This window comes from Actinomadura geliboluensis, from assembly GCF_043197915.1.
In the GTDB taxonomy this organism is placed as follows: Bacteria; Actinomycetota; Actinomycetes; order Streptosporangiales; family Streptosporangiaceae; genus Spirillospora; species Spirillospora geliboluensis.
Window position 1 is genome coordinate 213,434 of the sequence record NZ_JBICUA010000003.1, and the last position, 21,079, is coordinate 234,512.

A 21,079-nucleotide genomic window follows, 5' to 3' on the forward strand; every position below is an offset into this window, starting at 1 on the left:
TCGGCTGACGACACCGGGGGAGCGATGACCGTGCAGGGGACCACTACACAGACCGAGCTGGCGGAACGGCGTGCCCGCCTCCTCCGGCTCCACTACGAGCTGCGGCGCATCGGCGTCGGCGTCCGAGCCCGCAAACCGCGCAACGGACGCTGGCGCCTGCACATCCGCCACAACGGCTGGTCCGAAACCGTTCTGTGCGCCGGTGCCGACGGTGTCTACGCCTACGTCACCGCTCACGGTCGGCTGCTCGGCACCACCGATGAGGCGCGGTACGTCGCCCGGCTGCTGTTCTGGATGGCGGAGAGGCGTACCCGGTGACCAGCTCCGACCAACGTCAGGCAGCAGCCAAGCCGAGGAGCGGCGAGCGCCGGATGCCGCAGCCCTCAGCTGTGAAGTGGGTGACCGCCGGGGTCGCCCCACTCATCGCGGCGCTCGCGGTCCTCGGCGGGCTTGGATCGTTCACCACTCTCCGGCAGATGGCCGAGCCGCACTTCGGCAACCTGGCGTGGATCGTCCCGGTCGGCATGGACGTCGGCATCTTGATCCTGCTCGCCTGGGATCTGCTGATGGAGTACCTGGACCTACCGTGGCCGGTGCTGCGTTGGGTCGCCTGGGTCTACATCGCCGGGACCGTCCTCGTGAACGTGTCTGCTGCGCACGGGAGCCTGGCCGGAAGCGTCATGAACGCGGCCATGCCCGTTCTGTTCATCACGGTGGTCGAAGGTGTCCGTCACCTGATCCGCCGATGGGTCGGACTCACCTCCACCAGCCGCATCGAACGGATTCCGACCACCCGATGGCTCCTCGCGCCCATCTCCAGCCTGCTGCTGTGGCGCCGCATGATCCTCTGGCACATCACCGAATACCGGCAAGGCCTCGACCTGGAGCATCGCCACCTGCTTGCCGTCTCTCAACTCCAGCAGGACTACGGCAGATGGTCGTGGCGCTGGCGGTCCCCGCTGGCCGACCGGCTTGCCCTCAACCGCCTGCCCGCTCAGCCTCCGCCCCCGCCGGTCGCGAACTTGGACCCTCCCGAGGAGACGCGGCAGGACGATCAGATGATGGCCATCGCGCGGCAACTCCACCGCGAAGTGGAACGTGAAGGCGGCCAGTTCAGCCGGGACCGGCTCGGCCACCGCCTGCGCGAGCGCGGCTTCGCGATCGCCAACTACCGGCTCGCTGAGATGATCGCCGCCGTTCGTGAAGAGTCGGCCAGGCGAGACTCGTCATGACAGCGTCGTCCGAGCACCCAGACCTTGCTCAGGCAGAGGATCAGCAGCGTCGGCTCGCCGTCCTCCAGGGGATAGCCGGTCATGCCGTCGCCGCCCTCGCCGACGGGCGCCTGCCATGGAGGACCTGGCTGGAGCACGCCGGCAAGCATGGACGGTACGGATTCACCAACACGCTGCTGATACCGGCCCAGCGTGCCTCGGCGACCGACGTCCGCTCGTACGACGCATGGCAGAAGCAGGGGCGACAGGTCCGCCGCGGCGAATCCGGTATCCGCATCCTCTCCACGCGTGGCAAGCCGCGCACCGTCTTCGACGTCGAGCAGACCGATGGCCAGGCGATCGAGATCAGCGAATGCACCCCGGCCGAGGGACTGCAACGGCTCTCCCGACTCGCCGCCGACCTCGGCTTCTACCTTGACCGCGGACAAGGCTGGACTTACCTCGGACGTCCGGACCGGCGAATCCCCGTCTCTCCGGAGCTGGACGATACGGCAGCTGCGTCGTTGCTCGCTCACCAGCTCGCCCACGCGCTGCGGCCTAGCGGAAACATCGACACGGTCAGCACCCACGCTGCTTCGTGCCATGGTGCGCGTCGTGTCATGGCGGACTCGGTCGCCTACCTAGTCCTGAACGAACTCGGACTGAAGACCGCGAGCTCGTCGTTCCTGTCACCGCAGCAATGGGCGGGCAATGACGCTCGTGTAGATGCGGCAGCCGCAGTCCGCGCAGTCGGAGACCAGGTCGTTCGGACGAGCGCGAGGATCAGACGCCGCCTCGCAGAAGCCGCCGCGAGCAGTAGCCGTCCGGCGCCCGCCTCCGCTGCGGCCACCCCCGAGCGAGTCGCGTCACCCAGAGGCGAGCCCTCCACAGTCAGGACCGTGCGGCGACACGTCGCGGCATCGCATCTCCATGGTGCCCTCGCGGACGCGCATCACTTCTATCGGCGGAATCTGCCTGGAAGCTGGGGAGCCCGGTACCTCTCACGCCGCGGCTTCACCCGGGCCATGCAGGAGCACTGGGAGATAGGCCATGCGCCCAGCGGTCGCCAGCCATTGCTCCGGCACCTACGCGATCGCGGTCATCGAGACGAGACACTCATCGAAGCCGGTCTGGCCAAGCCGGGGAGGAACGGAGAATTCTTCGACCTCTTCCGGAGCCGGGTCGTGTTCCCGCTCCGCGACCAGGACGGAAAGATCGTCGGCTTCATCGGCCGCCGCCGCGACGATGCCCCTGGTCCGAAGTACCTCAACACGCCCGAGACAGAGCTCTTCCACAAGGGCGAGATCCTCTACGGACTCCACGAAGCGGGCCCTCAACTCGCGCGAGCCGTACGGCCATTGCTGGTCGAAGGGCCCCTCGACGCGATCGCCGTCAACGCAACCCTCCCTGACACCTACGCTGCCGTCGCACCTTGCGGGACAGCGATCACCTCCTCCCACATCGAAGCGATCGGCGTCCAGGTCGACCTCGCGGAGTCCGGGCTGGTCATCGCGCTCGACGGCGATCCCGCTGGACGAGCCGGAGCCATCAGGGCATGGCGCACACTCCGCGAGGTCGCCGGGCCAGTCGACGCGGCCGTCCTCCCCGAGGGGCAAGACCCGGCTGAACTCCTCTCCAGCACGGGAGGCCCCAGTGTCCGCGACTCGCTACTTTCTGTGATTCCCCTCGCTGACCTGCTGGTAGATGAGAGAATTCAGAGGTCCGGGGGAGCGCTGGAGTTCGTCGAATCACGGATCACCGCCGCCAGAGCGGCCGCCGCGCTGATCGCCGAACTCCAGCCCGACCAGATCGCCCGCCAGGTCACCCGCGTCGCCGCCAGTACCGGCATGGACCCGACCGAGATCACCTCCCTCGTCGCCTCAGCGATCAGCCCGGATCCGGCACCGGACGTCTCGTTACCCCCGCTCCCTGCCTCCGGGCAGCGGGCCTCCGAGCTCACCACCTCTCGTGACAGAGCCCGCCCCAACAGTCCTGACCAGCATCGGAGGACGCCATGAGCCAGCAATACCCGGACCCGATCACCGAAGGCCTCCAGCACAGCGGGCAGCGCTTCGTCCAGATCGTGTCCGCAGCCGTCGGAGTGCAGCAAAGCCTCGCCCAACGCCGAAGCCGCTCCAAGGCCGCCCGTCGGGCCCAGGAGGAGAAGGTCGACCGAGCCCAAGCCCAGCTGCGGCGAGCGGCACTGGCGGAAGCCCGCTCGCGGTGGGGACGCGCCCACGACCGCAAATGGCTTCGCCAAGCAACCCTGTTGGACGTCGCCGAAGCGTGGGGAGCCGCCGTCCCGTACGCCGATGGCAACGCATCAGCTGCCCTTGCCGTCCGCAAATGCGAAGAGCAGCTCCGCCGCCTCCATCCACACGCGATGACGCACTACGACCGATTCCGCGCCGAAGGGGCGGACGCCCTTCAAGCGATGAAGCAGGCCATGCCCTTCTTCGCCCGAGACCCCGACGTCAGGACCGGTGACCCGGCACCCGCATCTGCTGAACTGCACGAGGGCACCGGTACCGAGTGGGCCGCGCGTGTCCACGGCCCCGACCGCGGCGAGTGGGAAGAGGTCCGCCAAGAACACCGCGCGACTCTCATCGCGGATGAGCTACGGACCAAGCTCCGCGCTCAGGGACGGGAACCGCAGCCCGAAGAGTTGCGGATGGTCCTCGAAGTCACCACGAACCTGCCCGAGAGCATCATCGCCAAAGCCGTCCCGGAGGGCCCTCGTCAGCGACCCACCCGAGACGTCGAACGGGCTGCCGACGACTTTCCGATCCCCATCAACGAGGCGCTGGAGATGAGCGCGAGCAGGTTCTCTGAAGTACCGACTCAACGCCGGACGTCGCCCAAGGTCCCCGACCGGAACCGCCGACGCAACCTCTAAACGAAAGGCCACGACGAAGATGACCGCCGTCCAGCACAGCCCGTTCTTCTGCCTCGCACTGATCGGCATCCTTGCCATCCTCGCGGTGCTGCCGACGCTCATCGCGCTCGCGCGCGGGGCAGACGACATTGGCTACATCATCCTGGTCAACCTGATCTGTGCTGCCACCGTTTTCGGCTGGCCCATCGCACTGATCGCCGCCATCGCATGGCCCCGTCGGCATCCGCGCGGACCCCGCAGCCCTCTGCCGAGACTGCATCAGTCCTGGGGTCACTCCCACCAGCGAGGGCCGTATGCGTGATGCCACGAACGCCGGTGAACCGTCCGGCCCGAAGTGTCAGACGATCCGACTGAAGTCCCGCTCCCGGGCACCTCGACCTACGCGGCCGATGCGATGAACCCCGCCCATCGTCAACTGCGCCCCCTCTTCGGCCGCGCAGTCGGACAGATCGTCCGGAGAGCCTGAACGATCAATCGCAATCGACTGCGGCTCCGCACCTCGCCGTCAGAGGTCGAGCTCCCCGCCGCGCGCCCGCTCGGCCAGGCGACGCCACTGATCGCGGCGGAACATGAGCATGGGGCCCTCCGGGTCTTTGGAGTCGCGCGCTGCGATCAACCCTGAGAGCGGGGCCAGTTCGACGCAGCCCTGGCTTCCCTGGCTGGCCGTCGCCTTGCGCCACTTCAAGGGGGAGGGGTCGGTCATTCCATCTCCTCTTCGATACCGCGAAGGAAGGACGCCGTCTCGCGGGGGTCGAGTGCCGAAGCCACCAGCAGGTTGAACTTGGTGTTCATGCGGCTCACCTGGTGCGGTTGCTCCAGGTAGGCGTTGCCGGCCTGGCTTTCGACATACACGACGTCCGGGTCGGTGGGATCGGGGAAACCGAGCAGTGAGAACGGCCCGTCGAGCCCAACGTGTGCACCCTTACCGAAGGGTAGAACCTGCACGGTGATATTGGGAGCGTCGATCGCTTCGAGTAGTCGCCGAACCTGCTCGCGCATCACCCGAGCGTCTCCGATCGTCCTGCGCAGCACGTTCTCATCCAAGATCACCCACAGCGAGAACTGCGGGGCCGCCCGATCGAGGATCTGCTGCCGGGCGAGGCGGAGTTCCAGCAGGCGGTCGATCGTCTTGGGCGCCTCGGCGGGCAACGTCGCACGCAGCACCTCACGCGCGTACTCAGGGGTCTGCAGCAGCCCGTGGACGAGCTGGTTGTCGAAGTGCCGCAGCTCGGCGGCCTCACTCTCCAGCCCGATGTAGGAGCCGAAGTGGGGCGGGAAGACGTCCTCGAACTCGCTGTACCAGCCCGGCTGCGCCGCCTCCCTGGCCAGTCGTAGAAGAGCATCCCGGACGCGGTCGTCCGTCGCGCCGAACAACTCCAGCAGGTCGCGGATCTCCCGCTGCTTGGGCGGTTGAGCCTTGCCCGTCTCGATGCGACTCACCCGTGAAGGCGAGCACTCCAGGTGCTCGGCGACCTGCTCGATCGTGTAGCCGGCGTTGTCCCTCAGCTTGCGGAGCTCCGAACCGAGCCGGCGCATCCGGACCGTCGTGACTCGAGGTTGCGGCATCGAAATCCCCCTCCCATGCTCGGCACAAATTACTCCGCACAACTCTCGCTCGTCGGCAAGGACATCGCGTCCCACCCTCACCCGTCCAGACATATCAGACAGAGCGGCAGATATCGTTGTCATTTCCTTCGGCACACTTGTGCGGCACAGATACGCGGTGCATGCTGAGCTGTGTTCGCTTGAGCGCTGAGAGCCACGAAGTGGCACTTGATCAGCCCCTACTCGGCGCTCTCATCCGCAACCCAGTCAAAGGCCCCTGGAAGAAGAAGCGGCCCCGGACGCGGTGCGCCAACACCGGCCGGGACCTTGATCGGAAGCAGGAGTTCCGACCCATGCATGATCGTACGAACCCACCTCCCATCCAGGCGATGTCACCCGTCGCACAGCGCGCTCCCCACCACAGACGAGAGCGAGTCCAGAAACCGCCACCCCCGACCATGACCCCGGCACCTTGGGAGTCAAGCGGCGTCGACCCCGACCGGGCCATCGCCGACCTCGGCAGTCGGTTCCCTCGCGCCACGATCTGGTTCGGCGATTTCACGGGAAGCTACTGGGCCCTGATCCGTACCGAGGACGGCGCGAGCCGACTGCTCGAAGGCGCCACGGCCGAAGACCTGAGTCAGCGACTCGACTCCAACGAGCTGCGCACACCACAGGACTACCGGCTGCAGCCGCCTCCACCCGCCGCGGCGCACCGGAACTCCTCCACGCTCAACCCCCGCCGAGCCACGCCACTCTCGTCCCCCCGGGGAACCTCCCGTGGACGCGGCAGGTGTCGGAGCCGCCACTCCCGGCCACGGGCGTTGAGGAGGAGCGGCCGGTGCTAACCGTCGACCCCGCCGCAGTCCCCGCCGGTGGAGCCTGCGTCTTCCAACTCCCGGGTGACCCGAGTGCCGCCTCTCACGCCCGCTCAGCCGTCTCCTCCACCATGCGCCAGCTGGGCTTCGCCGTCGACCAGGTCGACGACGCCAAGCTCGCGGTGTCCGAGCTGGCGACCAACGCGCTCACGCACGCGTCCTCGATGACGCGGCCCGAGCTGTGGATGTGGGCCCGCACCCGCCCTAGCCTCGAACTCGTCATCTCGGTCTTCGACGGCCACCGCAACAGCTGGCCGAGCATCACGCACGCTGACCTGCTCGACGAGCACGGCAAGGGCTTGTCCATTGTCGTGGCCTTGGCCACCCGCACTGGTACGAGCTTCACTCGCTCCCGACTGGCCCTATCGACAGGCAAGCGAGTCTGGTTCACTCTCGCGCTGCCGGCACCATGGTCGGCCGCAGACCGCGTCATCGCCCCGCGCTCCGCAGCGAACAGGCTCTCCGAGGCTCTCGCGGCCCGCGGAATCCCCACCACGTGCCGCAGTGACGACAAAGGCATCTCCGTCATCACCGCAGGGACCTTGCACGTCTGGGTAGAGCCGAAGGCGTTCTGCTGGCGTGACGGCCAGGGCTACACCCGCCAGCCGCTGATCGACCTACAAGAGACTGCCGAACGCATCGTCAACCACCACGAATCACACGCATCGAGGACCTCGACCTGACAACCCGTCCCGGCAGCCCAGCCGGGCCTCCGTGCCCGGGGACGCGGTGCGCCACCTCCCGTCCACCGCGTCCCCGGCCGTCGTCGCAACCCAACAGGACAGATCTCCGTGCACGCTGCCACAGACCGCCTCGCCCACCTCCTCCAAGGCGTCGAGAACATCCGAAGGCTCGCGGAACGAGCCGACCCCGATGTCATCGAGAGCCTCCTCGCTCAACCGGCGGCCGGCCACCTCGACGACCACACCCTCGACTTCCTACGCAGAGCCCGCGACCTGGTCTTCATCACCACGCAAACCCTGAGCATGATGCTCAGAACCGCAGACCCGTTCACCACGCGCGGCTGTCGGGAGGAAGAGACCTCCACTACCGACAGTCGCTTCACATCTCCGCCGGCTTGGCAGCCCTCGACGCCCCTCGACGCCGCCGAGGCCTGGCGTCGCGCACGCCTTCACTTCGCCCACCACCATGAGGACTCGATCTTGGTTCACATCGAGGAATTCGAGGAGGGTTACCGGGCCATACCAATCGTGGCGTCCGTTCCCGAGCCGCCATCTATTCCCACTATCGAGACTCCGACCACCCTGGTCATTGACAAGGCCACCGGCGCTGCAACCCTCTGGCCGTTGCTTCGCCTGGAAGTCCTAGCCAGGCACTACCGCAGTTACAAGCGCCAGACACCCATAAGCTTCGACAACCACTCCCGATGACAAACGTGCTCGCCGCGGCACGGATACCATTGCGCGAGTTGCCCGCGCCCCCGAGCCGGGGATGAGATCAACGGCTCGGCAGGGATCCAGAACGAAGGACCAGCGCCGCCCACCGTCTCTGTCCGATTCGTCTGAATCTGCGAAAGTGCTCCAAACCGCCTTCGTGCTGTCTAACCTCCCAGGTCAGCGAGTGTGCTCCCCGCGCACGCGGGGATGGTCCCGTCACCACGCAGCGGTACACCACCGACCTGGCGTGCTCCCCGCGCACGCGGGGATGGTCCCCGGGGCACGCAGGTCCACAAGATGGGCGAGCGGTGCTCCCCGCGCACGCGGGGATGGTCCCAGGCTCAACTCTCGATCCTCTCCACGAACAGCGTGCTCCCCGCGCACGCGGGGATGGTCCCATGTCGGCCCAGCGGTCGCGGTAGGTCAGCACGTGCTCCCGCGCGCAGGGATGGTCCCGAGACCAGCGGGTGGACGCTCTACGACGTCATGTGCTCCCCGCGCATGCGGGGAATGTCCCGTCACCGTCAAAGCGCCACTACGGACCGTTGAGTGTTCCGCGCGCACGCGGGGTGGTCCTACCCCACCCCGTCCCTGCGCTCTCGGAGGCGGGACCCCGCGTACGCGGGGTCCCGGCCAGTTGAGCCTGATCAACTGCTTCAGTGCGTGCTTCCCGCGCATGCGGAGGGTTGCTCCGCCGCGACGGGGTCCGGGTGCCGGGACCATCCCCGCGTGCGCGGGGAGCACTCCTCCTCCTCCGGCTCCGGCACCGGCGGAACGGGACCATCCCCGCGTGCGCGGGGAGCACTGGTGCACACCCCCGCGCGGTGCTGGAGCCCCCGGGACCATCCCCGCGTGCGCGGGGAGCACCTGCACGAGTCCGGCGAGTGCCTGACGGGCGAGGGACCATCCCCGCGTGCGCGGGGAGCACACGCTCGCCGCGAACGCCACCTACTTCATCGAGGGACCATCCCCGCGTGCGCGGGGAGCACGACCGGCTGAACACGCTCGCGCTGCGGTGGGCGGGACCATCCCCGCGTGCGCGGGGAGCACGACGGCGAAGTCGCCCTCCTCATGGACGACGCGGGACCATCCCCGCGTGCGCGGGGAGCACTGGCAGGACTATCTCGACGCGTGGGCTGCGAAGGGACCATCCCCGCGTGCGCGGGGAGCACACGTCGCCCTCGGCCCGGAACTCGCCCTCATAGGGACCATCCCCGCGTGCGCAGGGAGCACATCTTCCCGAGCCACCGGTTGTACTTGACGTTGGGACCATCCCCGCGTGCGCGGGGAGCACCGGGCCCGGCTCCGGCGCCCGGTACCCGTGCTGGGACCATCCCCGCGTGCGCGGGGAGCACTTCCACCTGTCCTTCCTTGCCCCGGCGATCAAGGGACCATCCCCGCGTGCGCGGGGAGCACTGCCTGGCCCTTCCAACGGCAGTCGTATCCCGGGGACCATCCCCGCGTGCGCGGGGAGCACGCCGACTCGATCGCGTCGCTGCCGCTGCAGACGGGACCATCCCCGCGTGCGCGGGGAGCACTACGACCTGGTGACGGGCCGCGAGGTAGAGGAGGGACGCTCCCCGCGTGCGCGGGGAGCACATGAGGGTTCGCAACTCCATCTGTACCCACACGGGACCATCCCCGCGTGCGCGGGGAGCACACCGCCGGAGCCAACGGCGCGCTCACGCTGCGGGGACCATCCCCGCGTGCGCGGGGAGCACACGCCGACCGAGTTCGCCCTTCTCAGATCGGAGGGACCATCCCCGCGTGCGCGGGGAGCACACCTGTCGCCGCTGGACGGCGACCGGGAACTCGGGACCATCCCCGCGTGCGCGGGGAGCACTGCTTCGGGCTCAACGACCCCGACGACGTGAAGGGACCATCCCCGCGTGCGCGGGGAGCACCCAGTGGCGGGTACAGTGTGATCCACTGAGACGGGACCATCCCCGCGTGCGCGGGGAGCACCACGACGAATGGCTCTTGCCCGCGAGGCCCTGGGGACCATCCCCGCGTGCGCGGGGAGCACGGGTCCGCCGTGGCGTCGGCGGCGACGTGGCTGGGACCATCCCCGCGTGCGCGGGGAGCACCTGCGGTCTCTGCGCCACGCCGACTTGGAGTTGGGACCATCCCCGCGTGCGCGGGGAGCACTCTTGCTGACCTGCAGGTTTATCAGCCGTCGGTGCTGTTTAGAAGCACTTTGTGAGAATCCGGCATTTCGGGCATCGGCTAGTGCGGTGACCACGAACGTTTACCGGGTCTGGTCAGGCGGCCTTGGGGCGGGGGCGTCCCCAGCGTTGCTGGCGTTCGCTGCGGACGCGGGCGCGTTCGCGGCGTTGGGCGGCCAGCACGTCGGGGTGGCGGGCGTTGGCGTTGTGCCAGCGCAGGTAGGCCTGGATCTCCCACGCCAGCACGGTGTGGTTGGGATGGTTGGAGTTGCCCATGACGAAGGTGCGCAGTGGGCCGAACTGCGCCTCGATCGGGTTGGCCCACGAGGCGTAGGTGGGGGTGAGGCACAGCTCGACGTTGTTGCGGGCCGCCCACGCTCTGATCTGCGGGGTCTTGTTCGCCGAGAGATTGTCCAGGATGACGTAGATCGGGGCGCCGTCCGGGCGGGCGGCGCGGATCGACTTCAGCGCCGCCAGGGTGTTGGCGCCGCTCTTGCCGCGGCGGGTGACGCCCCACAGGGTGTCATCGCCGAGTGAGTAGCAGCCGTGGAAGTACCGGACGCCGTGGGTGCGGCGGTAGGTCCCCGGCAGCCGGTCCGGGCGCCCCTGCTCGGCCCAGCCGGTGCCGTGGCAGGGCCTGATCGACAGTGGCCCGAACTGGTCGAAGGCGAAACAGCGGTCGGTGAAGCGGGTCGTGACCGCCTCGATGCGGTCGAGCTTGGTGTCGAAGTCGGGGTCGTTGGAGGTCTTCCAGGTGCGGGTGCGCTGGAAGGTGACCCCATGGGCGTGCAGGAGTTGCCGCAGCCGCTCACGCCCGATCTGGATCTTCCGTTCGCTGTGGTCGGCGAGGTGGTCGGCGAGTTTGCGGACGCTCCAGCAGGTGAACGGGCGCCCGAGCTTGGCCGGGCGCGTTCGGGCCGTCTCGATGATGAACGCGATGTCATCATCGCTGATCAGGCGGGGACGGCCTCCCGCCCAGTTAGGGTCCAGGCAGGCCAGTCCCCGCTGGTTGAAGTCGTGGATCACGTCCCGGACGGTGTCCTCGTGCGCGGCGACCAGGCGGGCGATCGCCGGGGCCGGGGTTCCCGCCGCCGACGCCTGGACGATCATCGCCCGGCGGACCCGGATCGACTCGTGTTTGCCCCGCCGGATGATCTGCTGCAGCCGGCGCCCCTCGTCCTCGGTCAACCGCCGTGCCCTGACCGGCTCTGCCACCAGCCCGCCCCTCCATCGATAACGACCTGTCGTCATCGAGGGTGAAGCCGATCAACCTGCCCGTCCCGGACCCTGCCCGGCGTGTCACGCAACCCGGTGAACGTTTGTGGTCACCGCACTAGCGCTTGCCATAGCGGCGGCGTTTGGAGGCTTTGCTCCAGCCGGATGGTGGGGGTTTCGAGGAGACGACTGGCTTCGCCTTGGGGCGGCGGATCAGCGTGAGGCCGTCATGGTCGATGGGCTGCCATTTGTGGTCGCGGGTTTCGAAGTGAAGCCCTGCTCGTTGTTCGTGCTGTAGGCGAGCAGCGCGCGGCCGGTGTCGGCGTACTGATGCACTTCGTCCCAGAGGGCTTGCCTGATTCGGGCGGACGGGCCGCCGATGAAGACGCCGGGCGAGATTTCCATCATCCATCGGGTGAGGAATCCGCGCAGGCCGGCGGGGCAGTTGGTGAGGATGATGATGGTCACCAGTACACGTCTTCGGCGTAGTTGCGTCCGGATTCGATTTTCATGCCCGTGGTCGCTCTGCAGCGTGACCTGGTCAGTCTCATCGGCGGTCGGATCACCGGTCGCGTCGTCGGGGAGAAGGAGCCGCTTGATGTCGTGGACGCAGCGACGGAGCAGGCCGACCTCGTTGACGCGGTCCCGGATGGCTCGGCGGGTGCGGGAGCCGATGTCTTCTGGGCTTTCGGCGGCGGTCTCGAAGGCGACGGGGATGGCGATCTCGGTCTTGTAGAGGTCGGCGATGTCCAGGACGAAGGCGAGTTCGTGCCCGGAGTGGATGAATCCAAGGCCGGGGGAGCAGCCGAGCGCCGCGACGGTGGTCTGGGCGATGCCGTACATGCACTGTGCGGCGGCTGTGACTGCTTGGTTGGCGGCGTCACCCGAGTCGAAGTCGCCAGGGACGTATTGCCTGCCGTTCCAGGTCAGGCCGACTCGGGCAGCCTCGTAGCGGTAGCGCTCCTTGACGCGCCGCCCCTCGCGGCCGAGGAGTTCGTGGCGGCTGAGGCCGGACGGGTCTTCGCCGGGGAAGCGCATCCGGTACATGGCGCGGGCGACGTCCAGGCGGCTGCGGCGGTTGGCCCATGCGGTGGCCTGGGCTTCGACCAGGGCGGAGGAGCGGTTGAGGGATCGGCCGCCGGAGTAGAACCGGACCCCTTGCTCGCCGACCCAGACGACCCCGGCGCCGCTGTCGCCCAGCCCGCTCATGGCCTGGTGCGTGACGCGGGTTCCGGGGCCGAGCAGGAGCGTGCCGATGGTCGCGGACGGGATATGGGTGATGCCGTCCGCGACCTCGGCGGTGATGGCGTTGTCTTCGCGGTGCAGGGTGCAGCGTTCGAGATAGATGAAGGACAGCCGGTCGCTCATCCGGGTGAGTTCCCGGGGTGAGGACGCACCTCGCTTGCCGACGGTCGACATGGTTACGCCTTGGCGAGGGTCATCAGCCCGCACCCGTACGCCTTGGCCTTACCGATGCCGTGGGTGAGGGCGCGGCGGAAGGCGTCGGGGTCGGTGACTTCGAGACGGCCGTCGAAGGTGGCAGTGACGAGCGTGACCGGCTTGCCGGCCCCCCTCTTCTTGAAGGCGAGGTCGCGACGGCTGTGGACGACCAATTGGTGCCGGTCCAACTCGTCTTGGGCGCCCGAGGGTGTGGGCTTTTGAGCGATGACGAACCCGGCGCCTTCCTGGCGTTGCAGGAGCCAGCGCATCTGGTTGCGGGGACCGATATGGGCGGTCGTCTTCGTCGGTACACCGTCCTTGTTTCGGACCGAGTGCACCGGGTTGGCGGTCAGTCGGAACGCCCACCGGTCGCCGGCGCTGAGACGGTCGAGGAAGGGACCGTAGTCGTAGGTTTCCCAGCGGGCGGTCGTTGGCCAGCCGGCCTGTTCGACCAGATGCATGAGGTCGGGCTTGTAGGGGCTGACGATGCACAGGTGGGTGCGGGACTGGCTGTCGCGGTCAAGGCGCCACAGCACCCGCGGGCCGTCCTGCCGGTTGTCGGGGAACTCGGCGAAGGACGACATGACGGACGCGTGCAGCACCTGCGGGGACGAGAGGATCTTGCGGGCGCCGATCCGTTGCGGATTGATGCGGAAGCGCGTCAGGTACATCACTGGCCTCGTAGGACGGCGGTCGGATCGTGGTCGTGGACGGCGCGTCGGGCGGTCGGCGCGGGGATCTCCACTCGTCGGTGATGGACGCCGCGCAGCGCATATCGGCGGTGGCGAGGGTCGAAACTGAGCGGCTGGTCGCGCAGGGTGTCGACGCGGCCGCCTCCGCCGTTGTCCTCGACGATCGTCTCCAGGGTCACCCGCGGTTCGCGGTTTTTGCGCTGGTGCCACGGGGCCGCGCGCCAAGGTTCGTCCTTCAGACGCTCGTCGAGGGTCTGGTCATGGTGCACGGCGAGTTCGACTGGACGGGACGGCGGGCAGGATCGGCGCCCCAGATACGGCAGGAAGGTCGGGCTGCGCACCGCCTCGTGGAGCCGGTCGATCAGGTCGCCGTCTCCTTCGAGCACGGCGACGAACACCGCGTCGGCCAGGTAGAACCGTTCGGAGACCGGCATGGAAGTGCCGTTCTCGAAGTGGTGCGCGGTCTGGTAGTCGCGGACGAGTGTGCCGCGCTGGTCGACGCGGACGCCGAAGCGCAGTGCGGCCAGGTCGCCGATGTCGTCGCTGCGCCGGCGACCGAGTGCGGCGGCGAGGAGGCCCACCACGCCGCTCTTGGTGGGCGCGTGTTCGGTGGTGCGCCGCGCGAACCGCGCCGACGCGCCCCAAGCCTGGAGGGGGCCAGCGAGCTGCAGTGTCAGGACGCTCACTGCGCGGCTTCCTGGCGGCGGGCGACCTCCTCGCCGACCGCGTCGACCAGCTCGGGCAGCGAGACCTGGGTGCCCAGGCCCGACAGGTGCTCAGCGTTCTTACCGAAGCTCAGGACCCACGTCTGGGCGTCTTCGGCGACGCCGTACGCGGCCTCGATCTCCGGGATGTATCGGGCCAGCCGCGCGGCCGCCTCCTGCACGTATCCGCCGCTGTCCTGGCCCTTGCGGCAAGGTTCCTCGAACGCCCCGACGAAACTGATCGGACGGGACGAGCGCATCTTGACCACCACCGCGTCCGGGAGCGTGTGGTTGCCGAAGGTGTTCACTTTCCCGGTGGGCATCGAGGTGATGAAGCCCTGCACGAACGCCTCTACGGCACGTCGAGTGGGTTCGGTGACCGGCTCGTCCTCCCGCAGTCCCTTGCCGAGATTGGCGCGCAGGAGGTCGACGTCGAGGGCGGCGTACCGGTAGAGAGTCGCGGAGTTGAACTCCACTGTCCCGATCATCCCGGCGCCGAGGTCGTCGTCCTCGCGCTCCTTGTGGTCGTCGACGGCGGTGTAGTAGTCGGACTCGTTCTCCACCTGGTGGACGCTGAGGGCATGGGCGACCTGGGTGGCGGCGTCGACGTTGATGTCGGCGCCGTCGGCGACCATGCGCCCGAACAGAGCGATGTCGACCGAGTGGCGGGCGTTGGCGACCTGCTTGGCCCGCGCCTTGTTGTCCTTGTCCTTGAAGAAGGCCTTGATGTTGTCACGGCCTTCGACGGCGAGTTCGGCGAGGCCGTCGAGTTGGCGGGCGCTGAGAAACATCAGGTACTTCGACTCCGGTGCCGCGGCCGGTTCGTCGTCCTTGGCGGCGCCGCGGCGCTTGGGCACCTCGATCTTGGAGCCGGTCGCGGTCTGCACGGTCTCGGCCGCGAGGTCCCACGCCCGGGACTCGTCGATGGACTCGTCCAGTCCCCGGATGCGGTCGGCGAGCAGTTCGGCGACCCGCTTGGTCCGCACGCCGAGTTCGCTCGGGTCGAGCAGGTCGTGGAAGCTCTTGCGAGTGGCGCGCTTCCATGCCTGACTGGAGACGCGGGCACGCCGCACGCCACCGTAGACGGCGGTCTTGGGAGTGCCGGTGTCGTCGCGGTTCAGGTTGCTCGGCGGGACGTTCTGCAGCACGTGCAGGTCAATGATGGTGCGAGTCATGTGACGTCCTTGTCGTTCGTGGCCTCGCCCGGCGCCGTCCGCGCAGGCTGTGCTTGATCGCCCTTGTCCTCCGGCGGGCGGTAGCTGTGGAAGCTGCGGCCCCACTCCCGCCGGACGCGGGCGAGACCGTCGGGAGTGTGGGCGTCGTAGAGCCGCTTCGCCAGCAGCGCGTAATCGAGAGGGACGGACTCGCGCCGCAGCAGAGAGACGATCTCCCGGAGGCGGTAGGCCAGGACGTCGAGGCTGCCGGCTGTCCCCACGCGCACGAAACGCCGCCGGATCGGCTCGTCGATCTCACCCGGCGGCATCAGCCGGCGAACGGCGGCGCCCAGGTCGACGCCGGGGACGTGCATCCGCTGGTTGGGACGCGACTGCTGGTGCAGGGCGAACAGCGTGACGGCGAGGAAGGCCGCGTTCTCTGCGCGCGTGGCCTGGACCTCGCTGAGCGCCGTTTCCTGGTAGAGATGGTCGGCGCCGGTCAATCCCCACAGCTCCGGGACGTCCTGAGGCAGCTTTCCCGCCCCGCGACGCAGCTGGGCCAGCCGCCCCACGGCCGAACTGGCATCGCGCAGGTATCCGTCCTGGAGTTGAGAGACGAACTCGCCGACGACCTGACCGACGAGATCGGACGCGTACTGCCGTTCTTCGGGAACGGTGGCGGTCATGAGCTGGCCTCCGCAGGCTCCTTGAGAGCCTCTTCGTCGGGTTCGGGAAGGGTTCCGGGCAACGCCTTGCGGAGCCGGTACCGGAAGGTCGCGTCGGCACGCGAGGCCGTCAGCCAGAGCTCCTGGCCCTTGCCGGTCTGGATGACGCGGCCTTCCCACGCGGCGTCCCCGGCGTCCTGGACCTCTTGAGCGCTCAGCCGGGCGATGATCGACCGCGCCCGGTCCTGCCAGGCCGTCCGCTGCGACTGCGGCATCGCGGCCGGGTTCAGGTCGGCGAGCCACTCACGGAACGGGCCGTCCAGCATGCTGTAACCGAGGCGCGTCGCGTGGGTGCGGGCAGGCTCGGGATCGGCTCCGATCGTGCGCGCGAGATCGGCGGCCAGGTCGCCGAGCACTTTGACCGCCGTGTCGGCATCGGCGACGGCGTCGATCGCTTCCTGCCCGAGCCGCGTATCCCGCTCGTGCAGGAGTACCACGGGCATCGCGACGGCATCGTCGATCATCTCGTCGATCACCGACTGCTGCGTGCCGTACTGGGCTCCCACGAGCCGCGCCCGCACCAGGAAGTCCACGGGGAAGTCGCCCTCGACTGTCAACCGGGCGACCCAGTCCAGAATGCGGGGACGGACGATCTCTGCGGCCTCCTTGCGCTGCTCCGCGGCGGGCGTCCGGCCGGCGACCAGCGCGCCCAGCCCCCGCCAGGCGCTCATGCCGGGGTCGTGCTCGCGCGGTAGATACACCTGGGGCAGGTTCTGCTTCTTCTCCTGAGCGGGGCTGCGCCGCCACCCCGTCATCGGCTCACGCATGTGCAGGTTGCGCGGACTCAATGGGTCGCCATAGGCCAGGACGACGCCGTGGACGCCCTCGTCGTCGGACACCAGCCGGATCCGCCGGGACTGCCAGGTGTACAGGTCGCGCACTCCCGCAGGGCGCCGGCTGAGCTCCAGCGGTTCCATCTCCGCCGACCCGGTGACCGGTTGCCGCCATGCCGGACGATCCTCGTCGTCGATACGCAGATTCGCGGTGTCGAAGGCGACCAGGTTCAGCAGGAGCGTCTCGCGCAGGCTGTCACCTTCGACGAAGACGCCGCCGAGGTTCCCCGACCAGCCGACTCCGAGCGGATAGACCCGGCCTCCCTTGACCCGGGGGTCGCCGACCGTACCCGTCTTGATCCCGGACGTGTCGAAGGCGTGCGCGTGCACGAGCCAGCGGGCGGCCTCCGCGAACGACAAGCGCTCGACCCCGCGGGCGCGCATGGTGAAGAACTGCGTGCCGTTCGGGACGTCCGCGACCAACCGGTCCAGCGTGGCGATCTCCTCCTTGGCGGTTCGCAGCTCGGGCGTCTGGAAGAACGGAGCCTCTGGGTGTAGCAGATCGAGGCGGTCACGGTGCCGGTCGAGGTACGAGGCGATTCCCTCAGGGCCGTCCAACGGAAGCCCGCCATCCCAGAGCTCCTGCCAGGCGTCGATATCGGCCGGCCCCTCCACCACGTCGTGCAGGACGGCGAGCAACAGCCGCAGCAGCGCGAATTCCTGCGTGGGCACGTCCCCGACCAGCCGCTGCACCTCGCCCGCCTGGGCGAAGACGTCCAGCAAGGAAAGCTCGACTTCGGTGCCGTCATCGCGCAGCACCGGAAGCCACGGCTCCCGCGTCAGGTCGAAGGAAGGACCAAGATCATTGGGCACGTGTCACCTCAAGGCCGTCGGCACGGGTGTAGCGCAGGTCGAAGCCCGCCAAGCGGCCCCGACAGTTCTCATCGAGCATCAGGATCAGCTCGCCGGCCAGCCAATGGCTCTCCTTGGACTGCCACGCCGGGATGCATTCGGCCTCCAGTTCCTCGATCGCCTGATCGAGGACTTCTGGAATGGAGAACTGGAACGGGAGCCGCAGCCCGCATGCTGCCACGGTTCGCGCAACATCCCAGGACGGAGCCGTCTCCGTGGGTACCTCGCGCGCCCCACGCCCCTCGTCCAGCCACGGCAGGGTCTGGATGGTCCCGTCCGAGAGTCGCTGGACCACCAGGACCTCCAGCGACTCTCGGGTGTCACGCACCTGAGCGCGCCCTGCCCGGGTGTCGTCGGTGTCACCCACACCGGCATCGACCCAGCCGACCAGCGCCCGGCCAGGACGGCCCACCTCGCTGATCTGGAAATCCCGAGCCTTCTCACGTTGCCGCTGCTGATGGATCAGGTGCTCCTTGTGCGCCAGCTCCATCGCGTCCTGCCAAGACTGTGGCCCGAGCCGCTCCGCCCCGTACGCGCTCTGCACTAGCCGGCTGATGTCCTCTGGCAGCCTCACCACGGACCCCTCGGACAGGTACGGCACGAGCGCTGCCGCAGACCGCAGCAGCGCATACGGCCGATACACGCGCTGCGACCCTTTGACCGGCTCGGTCGGAACCGCATCCCAGTCCGCACCTGTGGTGAGGCATCGGGCGACGCGCAGCCGCTCGGGGCGTTCACACTGCCCCTCACCTCGCTGATGCCGATGCAGCCGCCCCACACGCTGAAGTAGCAGGTCAATGGGGCACAGATCCGTGACCAGCAGATCGAAGTCAATGTCCAAGGACTGCTCGGCGACCTGGCTGGCCACGACGATGTGCTTCGCGGGACGGCGCCCAGCGCGTTCTTCCGGAGGCCCGAACAGGTCCAGCAGCTCGGAGTCCCTACGCGTCCGGTCGAGATCGACGAACCGAGCGTGCGCCACAGTGATGCCCACGCCGGGGAACCGCTTCCGCAGGAACTGGGCGGTCTCCAGCACTCGGCCCACCGTGTTGCGGACCACCAGTGCGCAACCACCATCGGTGAGCTCGTGCTCCAACCGCTCCGCCAGCTCGTCCAGCCCATCACCAAGGCGCTCCACACGCACATCCGTGCGCCGCCCAGACGGCAGGACTTCCTTAACCACTGGGGACTTCCCCGGCTCTACAGCCGTCAGCAGCGGGTACCCCTTAGCCTCCTGGACCGCGGCCAGCTCGCTCGCCGCCTCCCCGAGGTATGCCTCAGCCAGCTCACGGCGACGCCCTGCCGGCAACGTCGCCGACAAGACCACGACCGGAACCCCGTACGCGCCCAGCCACGACAACACCCGGTCCAGGTAGGAGTTCATGTAGGTGTCGTAGGCATGCGCCTCGTCGATGACGACGACCTTGCCCGCCAACGCGAGATGGCGCAGCGCCAGGTGCCGGCTCTTCAGGCCCATGAAGAGCAGCTGATCGACCGTCCCCACAACGAACGACGACAGCATCGCCTTCTTCCGGCCGTGCGACCACTGATGCGCGACCAGCTCAGCGGACGATGCAGCCCGATCACCGCGCGGCCGCCACTCGGCCTCACCGCCATCAACGTCGACGCTGGCGACCACCCGTCGCCCAGCCTTCACCAGCTCACCGAACTCGTCGTTCAACGCCGCCTTGGAGTGGGCCAGCATCACCGACCGAGGCGCAGCCTGCTGGGCGTCGGGAACCCGCCGCAACCACCTCAACATCCGAGGGAACATCGCGTTGCCCGTTGCCATCGTCGGGAGCGCAACGAACACTCCGCCGGCTCCCGAACGAGCTGCGAAGACCTCCGCGACGGCCAGCGCCGCCTCCGTCTTCCCCTCACCCATCGGCGCCTCGATCACCATCAGCCCCGGAGCCGACATGCTTGTCGCCACCGCGACCGCGCTCTCCTGGACGGGACGGATACTGGAGTCGGCCGGTAAATCAAAGCGAGCGGAGAATAGCTCTTCTGCGTCCGTCGCTGTCTCAATTGGCCGCCAGGGGGCTGGAAGAGCGAGACCTTGCCATGCCGCCTCGACCCGTTCCGTTTCACTGGTGCCTGAAGCGGCAGGGAAGTAGGGGAAGAGATCAGAATTGCTGGCGATCCAGTCGGCCACGATAACCAGCCCGGTCAGCACCGCTTGCGCCGACTGGGAGAGCTTCACATCTCGCCATGCGTCGAGGCGGCCCTCCACGCCGCACATGATCGCGCACTCGTCCAGAAGCTCATTCTGCACGCCGCGCCACGACGATTCGCAGCCGACCGCGCGCAGGAGTTCTGGATGCACATTCAACTGACGGATGTCATCGAAAGTAGGCGGCACACCGTGATGCCCGCCGGCAATGATCGAGAACGACAACGCCGCCGACCGTGGCCAGCCCCGCTCGGCCAGCCACTCACGCAGTAGCACCTGCCCAGCCAGGCCGTGAGGAGCGAGCCGACGATCCGTCATCCCCTTGTACGACGGCATCTCCAACCCGGAACGCCGCATGTTCTCGGCGAGTGACTCGACCTGACAGGCGAATGCCGGTGTCGCCTTACCGACATCGTGAGTCACCGCCAACCACGTCACAAGTTTTGAGGCATCCTCAAAGCCGAGAGGAAGATCTCCCGCTACAACGGCCTGTACCTGACGCGGAATCCAATAATCCCACAGTAGCCTCGCGACCGCACAACTATCCGCCAGGTGCCGCCAGAGAGGCAACCACCCGTCAGTCTTTCGATCATGCTTGGCCCAGACTGTTCGAGCCGCAGCCGACAAGCGCCCATGAAGCCACGCGCCATCGGTCACCGCCTCAGCCATGGGAAAGGTGTAACACGAAGAACTGTCGGCCGCCGTCAGAATCCACAGGCGCGGCCACATAGGGCCACTCTGTGGAAGAGGCTTCGAATGCGAGGTCAGGCAAGCACCTTCGGGGTGAAGTCCGCGATCCTCACAGAGGATTCCGATTTGTCCGTATCAACAGAAGTGCTCCAAAACGGCCCCTGTGCTGACTGAACTCCCAGGTCAAGCAGAGTGCTCCCCGCGCACGCGGGGATGGTCCCTCGTCGGGCTGCCCCCGTGGGCGTCGTCCCGGGTGCTCCCCGCGCACGCGGGGATGGTCCCGCGACGCCGGCCCCCTCGTACGCGGTCAGTCCGTGCTCCCCGCGCACGCGGGGATGGTCCCGTCGGCCCGACCGTGTCCGCCTCGATGGAGATGTGCTCCCCGCGCACGCGGGGATGGTCCCGAACGCATCGAGGTCGCCGGGGAGACGCAGACGTGCTCCCCGCGCACGCGGGGATGGTCCCCGGATGGACGGCGGCCCGAACCGGCCGGAGTTGTGCTCCCCGCG

At 68.3% G+C, this 21,079-nt stretch carries 16 protein-coding genes, 2 pseudogenes and 1 CRISPR repeat array (1 of these 19 only partly in view); of the genes and pseudogenes, 7 read left to right on the forward strand and 11 right to left on the reverse strand.

Annotated features, from left to right (window positions below; all coding sequences use genetic code 11):
* The first annotated feature begins 24 nt into the window (after window positions 1-24).
* The 5 genes from ACGFI1_RS11470 to ACGFI1_RS11490 are packed head-to-tail and all read left to right on the forward strand — an operon-like array spanning window position 25 to window position 4,408.
* Window positions 25-318, forward strand: a complete 294-nt coding sequence (locus tag ACGFI1_RS11470; RefSeq protein WP_392784856.1) for a hypothetical protein — start codon at window positions 25-27, stop codon at window positions 316-318.
* Window positions 315-1,232: a DUF2637 domain-containing protein gene (locus tag ACGFI1_RS11475; protein WP_392784858.1), complete on the forward strand. Its 918-nt coding sequence runs from the start codon at window positions 315-317 to the stop codon at window positions 1,230-1,232. The genes ACGFI1_RS11470 and ACGFI1_RS11475 overlap by 4 nt, the downstream gene beginning before the upstream one ends.
* Window positions 1,229-3,229 carry a toprim domain-containing protein gene (locus tag ACGFI1_RS11480; RefSeq protein WP_392784860.1) on the forward strand — a complete coding sequence of 667 codons (2,001 nt, stop codon included), beginning with the start codon at window positions 1,229-1,231 and terminating at the stop codon, window positions 3,227-3,229. The genes ACGFI1_RS11475 and ACGFI1_RS11480 overlap by 4 nt, the downstream gene beginning before the upstream one ends.
* On the forward strand, window positions 3,226-4,107 hold the full coding sequence (locus ACGFI1_RS11485) for a hypothetical protein (protein ID WP_392784862.1): 882 nt from the start codon (window positions 3,226-3,228) through the stop codon (window positions 4,105-4,107). Before ACGFI1_RS11480 ends, ACGFI1_RS11485 begins: the two co-directional genes overlap by 4 nt.
* 19 nt (window positions 4,108-4,126) lie before the next feature.
* Window positions 4,127-4,408: a superinfection immunity protein gene (locus ACGFI1_RS11490; protein WP_392784863.1), complete on the forward strand. Its 282-nt coding sequence runs from the start codon at window positions 4,127-4,129 to the stop codon at window positions 4,406-4,408.
* 204 nt (window positions 4,409-4,612) lie between these two features.
* Here ACGFI1_RS11490 and ACGFI1_RS11495 read toward each other — a convergent pair whose 3' ends face one another.
* Both ACGFI1_RS11495 and ACGFI1_RS11500 read right to left on the reverse strand, forming a co-directional pair.
* Window positions 4,613-4,810: a DUF397 domain-containing protein gene (locus tag ACGFI1_RS11495; protein ID WP_392784864.1), complete on the reverse strand. Its 198-nt coding sequence runs from the start codon at window positions 4,808-4,810 to the stop codon at window positions 4,613-4,615.
* Window positions 4,807-5,673: a helix-turn-helix domain-containing protein gene (locus tag ACGFI1_RS11500; RefSeq protein WP_392784866.1), complete on the reverse strand. Its 867-nt coding sequence runs from the start codon at window positions 5,671-5,673 to the stop codon at window positions 4,807-4,809. Before ACGFI1_RS11500 ends, ACGFI1_RS11495 begins: the two co-directional genes overlap by 4 nt.
* Window positions 5,674-6,493: 820 nt before the next feature.
* On the opposite strand from ACGFI1_RS11500, the gene ACGFI1_RS11505 reads away from it, so the two are divergent.
* Both ACGFI1_RS11505 and ACGFI1_RS11510 read left to right on the forward strand, forming a co-directional pair.
* A complete protein-coding gene (locus ACGFI1_RS11505; RefSeq protein ID WP_392784868.1) occupies window positions 6,494-7,213 on the forward strand; it encodes an ATP-binding protein in 720 nt (239 codons plus the stop codon).
* A gap of 108 nt (window positions 7,214-7,321) precedes the next feature.
* A complete protein-coding gene (locus ACGFI1_RS11510; RefSeq protein ID WP_392784870.1) occupies window positions 7,322-7,921 on the forward strand; it encodes a hypothetical protein in 600 nt (199 codons plus the stop codon).
* A 2,267-nt stretch (window positions 7,922-10,188) separates the two neighbouring features.
* Here ACGFI1_RS11510 and ACGFI1_RS11515 read toward each other — a convergent pair.
* From ACGFI1_RS11515 to cas3, 9 genes and pseudogenes are all read right to left on the reverse strand, one after another.
* Window positions 10,189-11,307 carry an IS630 family transposase gene (locus ACGFI1_RS11515; protein WP_386877192.1) on the reverse strand — a complete coding sequence of 373 codons (1,119 nt, stop codon included), beginning with the start codon at window positions 11,305-11,307 and terminating at the stop codon, window positions 10,189-10,191.
* A gap of 118 nt (window positions 11,308-11,425) precedes the next feature.
* Window positions 11,426-11,775, reverse strand: a pseudogene (cas2e, locus tag ACGFI1_RS11520) (type I-E CRISPR-associated endoribonuclease Cas2e).
* A pseudogene (gene cas1e / locus ACGFI1_RS11525) lies at window positions 11,772-12,726 on the reverse strand (type I-E CRISPR-associated endonuclease Cas1e). Before cas1e ends, cas2e begins: the two co-directional pseudogenes overlap by 4 nt.
* A gap of 2 nt (window positions 12,727-12,728) precedes the next feature.
* Window positions 12,729-13,418, reverse strand: a complete 690-nt coding sequence (gene cas6e, locus ACGFI1_RS11530; protein ID WP_392784872.1) for a type I-E CRISPR-associated protein Cas6/Cse3/CasE — start codon at window positions 13,416-13,418, stop codon at window positions 12,729-12,731.
* Window positions 13,418-14,125, reverse strand: a complete 708-nt coding sequence (gene cas5e / locus ACGFI1_RS11535) for a type I-E CRISPR-associated protein Cas5/CasD (protein WP_392784874.1) — start codon at window positions 14,123-14,125, stop codon at window positions 13,418-13,420. Before cas5e ends, cas6e begins: the two co-directional genes overlap by 1 nt.
* Window positions 14,122-15,318: a type I-E CRISPR-associated protein Cas7/Cse4/CasC gene (gene cas7e / locus ACGFI1_RS11540; protein ID WP_392784876.1), complete on the reverse strand. Its 1,197-nt coding sequence runs from the start codon at window positions 15,316-15,318 to the stop codon at window positions 14,122-14,124. Before cas7e ends, cas5e begins: the two co-directional genes overlap by 4 nt.
* Complete coding sequence (gene casB / locus ACGFI1_RS11545) at window positions 15,315-15,983, reverse strand: type I-E CRISPR-associated protein Cse2/CasB (protein ID WP_392784878.1); 669 nt, start codon at window positions 15,981-15,983, stop codon at window positions 15,315-15,317. The genes cas7e and casB overlap by 4 nt, the downstream gene beginning before the upstream one ends.
* On the reverse strand, window positions 15,980-17,668 hold the full coding sequence (casA, locus tag ACGFI1_RS11550; protein ID WP_392784880.1) for a type I-E CRISPR-associated protein Cse1/CasA: 1,689 nt from the start codon (window positions 17,666-17,668) through the stop codon (window positions 15,980-15,982). Before casA ends, casB begins: the two co-directional genes overlap by 4 nt.
* Window positions 17,658-20,549, reverse strand: a complete 2,892-nt coding sequence (cas3, locus tag ACGFI1_RS11555; RefSeq protein ID WP_392784882.1) for a CRISPR-associated helicase Cas3' — start codon at window positions 20,547-20,549, stop codon at window positions 17,658-17,660. The genes casA and cas3 overlap by 11 nt, the downstream gene beginning before the upstream one ends.
* 213 nt (window positions 20,550-20,762) lie before the next feature.
* Window positions 20,763-21,079: a CRISPR direct-repeat array (repeat unit 29 nt; unit sequence GTGCTCCCCGCGCACGCGGGGATGGTCCC); it runs 627 nt beyond the window's last position.